5 protein-coding genes are annotated in these 9,418 nt (G+C 67.3%); all 5 read right to left on the reverse strand.

Annotation, left to right across the window (positions count from 1 at the left end; genetic code table 11):
• Positions 1-229: 229 nt before the first annotated feature.
• Positions 230-820, reverse strand: a complete 591-nt coding sequence (locus B5D62_RS24720) for a glutathione S-transferase family protein (protein WP_085936722.1) — start codon at positions 818-820, stop codon at positions 230-232.
• A gap of 318 nt (positions 821-1,138) precedes the next feature.
• Positions 1,139-3,616: a malto-oligosyltrehalose synthase gene (gene treY, locus B5D62_RS24725; RefSeq protein ID WP_085936723.1), complete on the reverse strand. Its 2,478-nt coding sequence runs from the start codon at positions 3,614-3,616 to the stop codon at positions 1,139-1,141.
• Entirely contained in the window at positions 3,613-5,535 is a 1,923-nt protein-coding gene (malQ, locus tag B5D62_RS24730; protein WP_085936724.1) for a 4-alpha-glucanotransferase, read from the reverse strand. Before malQ ends, treY begins: the two co-directional genes overlap by 4 nt.
• Positions 5,532-7,262 (reverse strand): malto-oligosyltrehalose trehalohydrolase, encoded by a 1,731-nt coding sequence (gene treZ / locus B5D62_RS24735; protein ID WP_085936725.1) that lies wholly within the window; start codon positions 7,260-7,262, stop codon positions 5,532-5,534. The genes malQ and treZ overlap by 4 nt, the downstream gene beginning before the upstream one ends.
• 30 nt (positions 7,263-7,292) lie before the next feature.
• Entirely contained in the window at positions 7,293-9,416 is a 2,124-nt protein-coding gene (gene glgX / locus B5D62_RS24740) for a glycogen debranching protein GlgX (protein ID WP_085936726.1), read from the reverse strand.
• Positions 9,417-9,418 lie beyond the last annotated feature (2 nt).

Consider the following 9,418-nt stretch of genomic DNA (forward strand, 5'->3'; position numbering starts at 1 on the left):
GAATGCGGTTGCCTGCTCGCTGTGTGCGAGCCGACTCGCCGCAGGTCCACTTCGCGGGGTTTCGATGGATGGACTCTTGCTTCATTGCTGCGCTGCGGCAACCGCCTCCCGTGTAAAAACCGAGGCAATCACAGAATGGCCACTGCTGTCATCACACGCGACGCAGGAATGTCCGTTCTACGCGCTTTAATTGAATTCAAATTGAAGTGGCCCCGCAGATTTATCCGCCTCAAGCGGGCAGGTCGTAGCCGATCGCGGCTTCGCACTCGATTGTGCGCTGCACTGCGTTCCGTTCCATCATGCGCTCATGATGGCTGAAGAGTCCGTTCAGGCTCTGGGCCGGCAAATCGACGGACCGGGCGAGTCGCCAGAACAGTCGGAACAGATGGATATCGACGATCGAATAGGAGCCGAGTGCCCAATCGCCTGAACCGAGCCGGTCTTGGGCGATCTGCCAGACGCGGAGGACATGCTCCATGCCCATCCGCCGCGCCGGATGGAGCGTCGAAGCGATGCAGGACATCCAGGAGACCGCCTGCGCCTCGGCGTCGATATCGCCGGGTAGGAGACCGGCCTGCGGAAAGCGCTTGGCGAGATAGAACAGGCAGCCTGCAACTTCCGTGAGCGGCCGGCCATCGACCAGGAGGGTCGGCACCTGGCCGGCGGGATTGAGCGCGAGGAACGCCGGCGTACGGGTTTCCCCGCGGGTGAAGGAAAGAGGACGTGCCTCGAACGGCACGCCGATCTCGTGCAAGGCGATGTGGACAGCCATGGAACTGCTGCCGGGCGCGAGATAGAGCACGAGCGAAGGTGAGGTCATGGCCGCGTTCCCCACTGTTGATCGTCCTGCCGGAGCCGTCTGCGCCGCCGGGCTTCGAGGGGCGCCAGCGGCAGCGATGCGTCAATGAGCTCGACCATGCGATGCGTCATGGAAAAACTCTCGCGGGCCGGTCGCCACTCCGGCTGGCCATGTGATTGCTACCTACGCACCGTGAGGTCATGGCCGCTGCTGTCGGATTGCCGCTTTTGGGTGGTTCCCTCCCCCGGCTCCCGTGCGTAAAGCTGCGTGTCTGCGTTCCACGCCGCCGCGAGTGGTACGTTTTTTACCGAGTCGGTAATTACGTTGTAAATCAGTGATTTACGGCGGCGATGTGGAAAAGACGGCCACGGGGAGACGCTCGAACAGCGTCTGCGCTGCAATCTGTTCGCCGGCGAGGCGATGGGCCGAGTCCATCATGTCCGCGAGGCCGAGCGCGTCGGGCAGCATAAGGGTGGTGCCGTGCCAAGCTGCGGGATCGAGAATGAGCGCATCGGGGCTGGTCAGCAGCACGAGCGGCAGGCGCGGCACGGCAACGAGGAGCGCCTGATCGCGATACCGGCGCAGGAAGGCAACGACATGATCGGCCATCGGACCGCTGACCGGCACCGGCTCATAATCCCCTGACGCGAACAACTCGGGCAGGCCACGGCGCAGGGCCAGCAGCCGCGCGATCACGAGCTGCTTGAGGCGGCCGTCGCGCCAATGGGCCAGCGCCTCGTCCCGTGTCGGGGGCGCGTCGAGGCTCTTCCGCCTGCGCTCGAAATCGACAGGCCTGCGGTTGTCGGGATCGACCAGGCTGAAGTCCCAGTAATCGCAGCCTTGGTAAAGGTCCGGCACGCCCGGAGCGGTGAGCTTCAACACGGTCTGCGCCAGGCCGTTCAGCGCTCCGGCGCCGGCGATCGACTGGATGAAGGCATAGATCTCGGCCAGCAGATCGGGCTCCGCCTCCTCGACCAGCAGGCGCTGCAGGAAGCTGCGGGCCGCTGTCTCGTACGTCTGGTCGGGATCGGACCAGTCGCTGCGGAGCTTGGCCTCGCGCAGCGCCTTTTCCTGCCAACCCGCGAGACGCTGCGAGAAGGCGGCGCGGCCGGCGGTGTCGGACAGCAGCAGATCGAGCGGCCAGGCGCCGACGATCATCTGCATCAGCATGGCGATGTCGCCCTTGTCCGGCAGGCCGTCGCGGCGCAGGCCGGCGCTGGCCTCGATCCAGTGAGTGACGCGATCGATCCAGGCCTGCGGCTGCTCGCTCAGCACCGCGAGCCGGGCGCGGACATCCTCGCCGCGCTTGTGATCGTGCGTGGCGGTGGCGAGCAGGCCATGCGGGAAGCTCTCGCGGCGGCCCTCCATTTGCTGGTGGAAGTCGGCGGCGCTGCTGCCGAAGCGGTCGAGGTCGAAGCCGACATCGTTGCGCGAGAGCAGGCGGCCGTAGCGATAGAAGGCGGTGTCCTCGACCGACTTGGCGGCGACCGGCGCGCTGAGTTGCTGGAAGCGGGCGATCGCGGTGGTGTCGGGCGTCGGTTCGGTCATCCAGCGATGGAGCGTGTCGATGACCCAGGCGTCGCTGGCGCGGCCGGTCCGCTTGGCTGCTTCGGCGCCGTGTCGAAGATAGGGCCTATCCCGCACCGGCCGTTCGGTCGCGGTGGCGTAGCTGCGGTAGATCGGGAAATGCACCAGCATCCCGGTGAGGGCGCGGCGCAGCGCCGGACGACTCACCTCGCCGGCTTCCGGATCGAGGCGCGCCAGCCGCTCGAAGGCGGCGACCGAGGCTTCGAGCGGCGCGGCGAAGCTTCTGGCAATGATCTCGCGCCGCGCCTGGTGCTCCTCCTCCGCGAAAGCAGCCGGGCGGCCGCTCAGCTTGGCCCAGGCCGTGGCCAGCAGCGGCTCGGCGGCGGGATCGTGCTGCAGGGCGCTCACCTGATCCATGAAGTCGTAGCCGGTGGTGCCGTCGCATTCCCAGTCCGCCGGCAGCGATTCGCCCTTGAGCAGGATCTTCTCGACCACGACATAGGGCCGCTGCGGATCGTCGGGATCGAGACGGCGGCGCAGCTTGCGGCAATAGCTGGCCGGATCGGTGAGGCCGTCGATGTGATCGACGCGCACGCCCTCGATGATGCGTTCGGCGTAGAGCCGGGCGGTTAGGGCATGCACGGCCTCGAACGTCTCGGCGTCCTCCATGCGCAGGCAGACGAGATCGTTGATGTCGAAGAAGCGGCGCCAGTTGATGCGATCGTTGGCCGTGCGCCACCAGCCCAGCCGATAGGCCTGCCGGTCGATGTCGGGCCCGGTCATCGGCAGACGATGATCGTAGTAGCGGAGCGAAGGCCGCCCTTCGTGCTCCTCGACCGTCAGTTCCCTGGCCGCGATCGCCTCGTGCAGCGGCTTGCCCAGCAGCGGCAGGAACACGCGGCCGCGCAACTGCGGATCCTCGGCCTCCCAGTCGATGTCGAAGAAGCGGGCATAGCGGCTGGCCTCGCCCAGCCGCAGCACGTCGACCCACCAGGGATTTTCCAGGCTCGCCGCCATGTGGTTGGGCACGATGTCGACGATGAGGCCGAGCCCGTGCCGGTGCAGCGTGTCGGCGAGCCGCTTCAGCCCGTCCTCGCCGCCCAACTCGGGATTGACGCGCGTCGGATCGATCACGTCGTAGCCGTGCAGCGAGCCCGCGCGCGCAGCGGTGATGGGCGAGGCGTAGAGATGGCTGATGCCCAGCGCCGCCATGTAGGGCACCAGGCGTTCGGCATCGGCGAAGGTGAAGTCTTTGTGGAACTGCAGCCGAAGCGTCGCGCGCGGGATCATTGCCGCGCCTTGTTCAGCAGGCTGACGCGGCGCGCGGCTGCCGGCGCGTCGAGCAGCGTTGCTGCCGGTTCGGCGAAGCGCCGGCGCCAGTTGGGGTGCTCGTCGATCGTGCCCGGCAGGTTGGGTTGCTCGACCGTCCCCAGCATGTCCTCCAGCGGGATCAGGGCCAGCGGATCGGGCGTCACGGCGGTGAAGGCAATGGCGGCATCGACCACCGGCTCGGTCCGGTCGGCGGCGGGCGGCGGTCCCTCGGCGACCTTCGCCTCGGTGAAACTGTGCCAGAGCGCGGTCCGGTCGCGGCTGCGTTGCTCGACATCGTCCTGCGAAGCCGTGCCGAGGCCGCGCCGCAGCTCGAGATCGGCCCCGCGCCACCAGCCGGCGACGGTCGGCAGATCGTGCGTGCTGGTCATGGCGACGGCATCGTCGCGCCAGCGTGACGCCGGCAGGAAGCCGTCACCCTCGCGCTCGAACCACAGCACATCCATGCCGCCGATGCCGGCGGCGCGGCAGCGCTCGCGAAAATCGGGCGGCACCGTGCCGAGATCCTCGCCGATGATCAGGGCGCGATGGCGATGGGATTCGAGCGCCAGCAGGCGCAGCAGATCGTCCATCGGATAGGAAAGATAGGCGCCTTCTCCTGGCTCGCATCCATCCGGCACCAGCCACAGCCGCTTCAGGCCCATGGCATGGTCGATGCGCAGCCCCCCGGCATGGCGCAACGCAGCGCGCACGGTGGCGATGAAGGGCTCGAAGCCCGTGCTCACGAGGGACTGCGGCGAGAAAGAGGTGAGGCCCCAGCCCTGGCCCTTGGGATTGAACAGGTCGGGCGGCGCGCCGATGCTGACGCCGCCCAGGAAATGCTCGGGATCGGCGCCGACCTGCGAGCCGCCGCGGTCGAGGCCGATGGCGAGATCGCCGATGAGCCCGATTGCCATGCCCGCCGCGCGCAGATCGGCCTGAGCGCGCGCGAACGACTCCTCGGCGATCCATTGCAGGAAGAGGAAGTAATCGAGCGGCGTGCCGTCGCCGCTGGCCTCGGCCTCGCAGACGGCATGCTTCTGCAACGCCGGCCCGCCAGCCTGGACGAAGAGATGGAACCCGGACGCGAGCGTCGTCCGGGGACGGATGTCGTTGATGACGAAGTCGTCGTACAGGCGACGCAGCCAGGCATATTTGGCACCGCCATCCTGCGGCCAATCGATCAGCAGCCGGTCGGGTGTTGCGGGCAAACGGCGCGCCTCCACCCATTTCGCGCCGAGCGCATCGGCGGGATCGGCCAGCAGCGGATTGAGGAACAGGCGGTTGGAAGGCGAGTAGGGCCCGTAGCGTCCGACATCGGCTGGAAACAGGCTATGCGTCGGGCTGACGGCGATCGCACTGGCGCCGCGAGCCGCGGCGCTCTTGCCGAGATCCCGTAGCGCGGTGGTATCGCCGATGCCGCCATCGCCCTCGCGTCGCAGGCTGTAGAGCTGGACGCCGAGGCCCCACAGCTTTCGACCGGGCGCGATGTCGCTCACCGTGACGCAACGGGGCGGCGCCACGGCCAGGGTGATCTCGCGCTGACCGTAGCGCAGGCGGTGATAACCCGGCGTCCCGATGGGCGAGAGAAGTCCGTGGCGGATGGTCAGCGCTTGCCGCCAACCATCCTCCAGCAGCAATTCGGCCGACAGGTCGGCATCGACATCGAGCCGCGTCGGCAGGCCCACGGTCGTGGTGACGAGCGGCGGATGGGCTCGCGCCTGTTCGGCTCTTCGCGCGCTGTCGCGCAGATCGGCGTCTCTGCAGCAGGCATAGCCCAGCGCCTCCAGCAGCCGCAGCAGCGAGGGCACGGACACGCGCTGTGGCTGGTCGGCAGCGTCGATCCAGTCGACGGCAAGACCAACCTGCTGCGCCAGCGTGCGGACGGCCTCGTCGTTCACGCCAGAGCCTCGATGAAGACGATGGTGGCGGGACCGGCGAGCTGGCCGTCGAGGGCACAGTCCTTGCGGGTCTCGACGATCGGCACGCCCGAGGGACGCACGAACGCAACGGGCGTCGCCTCGAAATTCGTGGCGATGCTGAGGACGGCGCCATCGCCAAGGCGCCAGCGCGCCAGCGCCGCCTTCGGTCCCAGCACCTTGCCCTCGATGGCGCGCGTGTTGGCGAGGCGCGGCACGATCAGCTCGTGCCGCAACGTCAGGAGCCCGCGGTAAAAGCTGTCCTCGGCGGCCTCGGTCACGCGGCAGCGATCGAAGGTCTCGCGCGCGTTGGGGTCGGGAATGTCGGCGCCGCCGAAACCGCTGAAGGCGGCGAACTCGCGCCGTCGTCCCTCGCGCACCGCGTCGGCCAGTGTGCCGTGATAGTCGGTGAAGAACTGGAACGGCATGCGGGCGAACTGCTCCTCGCCCATGAACAGCAGCGGGATATGCGGGCTCAGCAATTGGAGGGCGATGGCGGCCATCAGCGCATCAGGATCGGCCAGCGTCGTCAGACGGTCGCCGAACGGGCGGTTCCCAACTTGATCGTGGTTCTGCAGGAAGACGACGAACGACGTCAGGGGCAGGTCGGCGCTCGGCGTGCCGCGCCGCTCGCCCTTGCGATAGGGCGAGGGTTCGCCCTGATAGATGAAGCCTTCGGTCAGATAGCGCGCCAGCTTCTCGGCGGGGCGATCGGCGTAGTCGCTGTAATAGCCGTCGCTTTCCCCCGTCAGCAGCACATGCAGCACGTGATGGGCATCGTCGTCCCACTGCGCGTCATAATCCTTGCGCAGGTGGCTGGCCTCGTTGCCGTCGTGCTCGAGCACGAGATGGACATGGCGGCCCTTCTCGGTCCTGCGGCGGATCTCGGCCGCCATCTCGTCCAGCCAGGCCTGGTCGTCTATGGCGTGCACGGCATCGAAGCGCAGCCCATCGAAGCGATACTCGTTCAGCCAATAGAGCGCGTTCTCGATGAAGAAGCGCCGCACCGGCTGCTGACGAAAATCGATCGCCGAGCCCCAGGGCGTATGGATGTCGTCACGGAAGAACTGCGGCGCGTAGAGCCCGAGATAATTCCCCTCGGGACCGAAATGGTTGTAGACGACGTCGAGGAACATCATCAGCCCCTGGGCGTGCGCCTCGTCGATCAGCGCCTTGAGCTCGTCCGGCGTGCCATAAGCGCGGTCCGGCGCGAACGGCAGCACGCCGTCATAACCCCAGTTGCGGGTGCCGCAGAAATCGTTGATCGGCATCAGCTCGACCGCCGTCACGCCCAGCGCCGCCAGCCGCGGCAAGTCCGACTGCAGCGCCGTGAAGCCGCCATGGATGCCGGCATGCAGCTCGTAGAGAACCGTTTCGGTCCAGGGCCGGCCGCGCCATTCGGGATGGCGCCAGCGATAGGCGTTCGGATCGACGACGACGCTTGGCCCATGCACGTCCGTCGCCTGGCCGCGCGAGCCGGGATCGGGGACATCCTGACCGGAACCGAGGCGATAGAGATAGCCGGCGCCCGGCGCGCACGACGTCTCCAGTTCGAACCAGCCCTCGGCCTGTGCCGTCATGGGTTGTGGCGCACTGCCGTCGATCACGACGTCGATCTGCTGCTGGCGCGGTGCCCACAGGCGAAAGCGCGTGCGTCCGTCACCGAGATAGGCGGCACCGAACGGAAAGGGATGGGCGAAGGCGGTCATGCGGCTGATGGATCGTGCTGAGGGAGGGGATCATGCTGCGGGTGTCATGTTTGCCCGCGGGTCATGAACGCTCTTGGTCACCAGGACGCTGCGTGACCGCACGAGCAAAGTGTCGCCCTCGATCGGTTTTTCCGGTTCTTCCGGCGCTGCACTGTCGAGCAGCAACTGCGCCGGCAGATGCGGTGGCGGCAGCTTGAACAGCTGGTCCTCCGGCGTAGGGTTGAAGAAGCAGGTGAGCAGCACCACGACGCCGTCCTCGTGCCGCGAGGCGCGCTGCAGGACCAGCGTGCGTTCCTGCGGATTGTTCCAGGCCTCGCTGGTGATGATCTCGCCCTGCTGGTCGAACCACTGGATGTCGAGGATGCCCGGCAGCGGCTCGTCCTTGCCATGCAGATACTGATTGCAGCGCAGGATCGGATGCCGATGCCGCAAGGACGACAACCGTCCGAAGAAGGTGATCAGCGCCTGGCCTTCCGGCGCAGCGGCGAGATCCCAGTCGACCCAGGAGATTTCGTTGTCCTGGCAATAGGCGTTGTTGTTGCCCTGCTGCGTGCGGCCGAATTCGTCGCCGCCCAGCAGCATCGGCGTGCCCTGCGACAGCATCACCGTGGCGAGCATGGCGTATTGCAGGCGACGCCGGATCTCGTTGACGGCCGGATCGTCGGTCGGCCCTTCGGCGCCCCAATTGGCGGAATAGTTCTCCGAGGTACCGTCGGCATTGTTCTCGCCATTGGCCTCGTTGTGGCGCTCGGCATAGCTCACCGTGTCGCGCAGGGTGAAGCCGTCGTGGCAGGCGGCGAAGTTCACCGAAGCGTAGGGCCGGCGGCCGCGCGCCTCGAAGATGTCGGCCGAGCCGGCCAGCCGGGCGGAGAAATCGTTGCGCACGCCTTCGTCGCCGCGCCAGTAGCGCCGTACGCCGTCGCGGAAGCGGTCGTTCCATTCGGCGAAGCCCGGCGGATGCTTGCCGAGCTGGTAGCCGCCGGGGCCCGGATCCCATGGCTCGGAGATCAGCTTCACGCGCGACAGGATCGGGTCCTGCAGGATGGCGTCGAAGAAACCGGAGCCGGGATCGAAGCCGTAGCCTTCGCGGCCCAGCGTCACGCCGAGGTCGAAGCGGAAGCCGTCGACATGGAAGCTCGTGACCCAGTAGCGCAGCGAGTCCATGACCAGCTGCAGCACGCGCGGATGGGAGAGGTTGAAGGTGTTGCCGGTGCCGGTGTCGTTGATGCAGTGGCGCGGATTGTCCGGCACCAGCCGGTAGTAGCTCGCATTGTCGAGGCCGCGGAAGGACAGGGTGGGGCCGAGCTCGCTGCCCTCGGCGGTGTGGTTGTAGACCACGTCGAGGATCACCTCGATCCCGGCGGCGTGCAGGTGCCGGATGGCGATGCGCATCTCGTCGGCCGACCCTTCCGACAAGTAGCGCGGCTCGATCGAGAAGAAGCTCAGCGTGTTGTAGCCCCAGTAATTGCGCAGCCCCTTCTTCAAGAGCATCTGATCCTGCACGAAGGCATGGATCGGCATCAGCTCGATGGCGTTGATGCCGAGGCGGCGCAGATGATCGATCACCGACGGGTCGGACAAGGCGGCGAAGGTACCGCGGTCGTGCGGGCGCATCTCGTTGCGCAGCATGCTGAGGCCGCGTACATGCGCCTCGTAGATCACCAGGTCGGACCACGGGATGTTGGGCGGCCGGTCCTCTCCCCACTGGAAGAGTTCGGTCGTGACAACCGCCTTGATCATGCCCGGCCCGCTGTCGCGCCGGTCGAACGAGAGGTCGGCACGCGGCGAATTCACGCGATAGCCAAACAGGGCGTCGGAACTGCGCAGCTCGCCGGCGGTGCGGCGGGCATAGGGATCGAGCAGCAGCTTGTTGGAGTTGAAGCGATGGCCATGCTGCGGCTCGTAGGGGCCGTAGGCGCGATAGCCGTAGATCATGCCCGGCCGCGCCCCGCGCAGATAGCCGTGCCAGACCTCGTCGGTGTGTTCCGGCATGGTGTAACGCGCCACCTCGCGGCGGCCGTGCGGATCGAAGATGCAGAGATCGACGCGCGTGGCGTTGGCGGAGAAGACCGCGAAGTTGGTGCCGAGGCCGTCCCAGTGGGAGCCCAGCGGATAGGAAACCCCGGGCTCGAGGCGATCGGGAAACAGGGCCATGG

The organism is Enhydrobacter aerosaccus (assembly GCF_900167455.1).
Classification (GTDB): Bacteria; Pseudomonadota; Alphaproteobacteria; order Reyranellales; family Reyranellaceae; genus Reyranella; species Reyranella aerosaccus.

Bases quoted from the DNA above. Each gene is read 5' to 3' on its own strand.
- B5D62_RS24720 (WP_085936722.1), bottom strand. From the start codon at position 820: ATGACCTCACCTTCGCTCGTGCTCTATCTCGCGCCCGGCAGCAGTTCC.
- treY (WP_085936723.1), bottom strand. From the start codon at position 3,616: ATGATCCCGCGCGCGACGCTTCGGCTGCAGTTCCACAAAGACTTCACC.
- treZ (WP_085936725.1), bottom strand. From the start codon at position 7,262: ATGACCGCCTTCGCCCATCCCTTTCCGTTCGGTGCCGCCTATCTCGGT.
- glgX (WP_085936726.1), bottom strand. From the start codon at position 9,416: ATGGCCCTGTTTCCCGATCGCCTCGAGCCCGGGGTTTCCTATCCGCTG.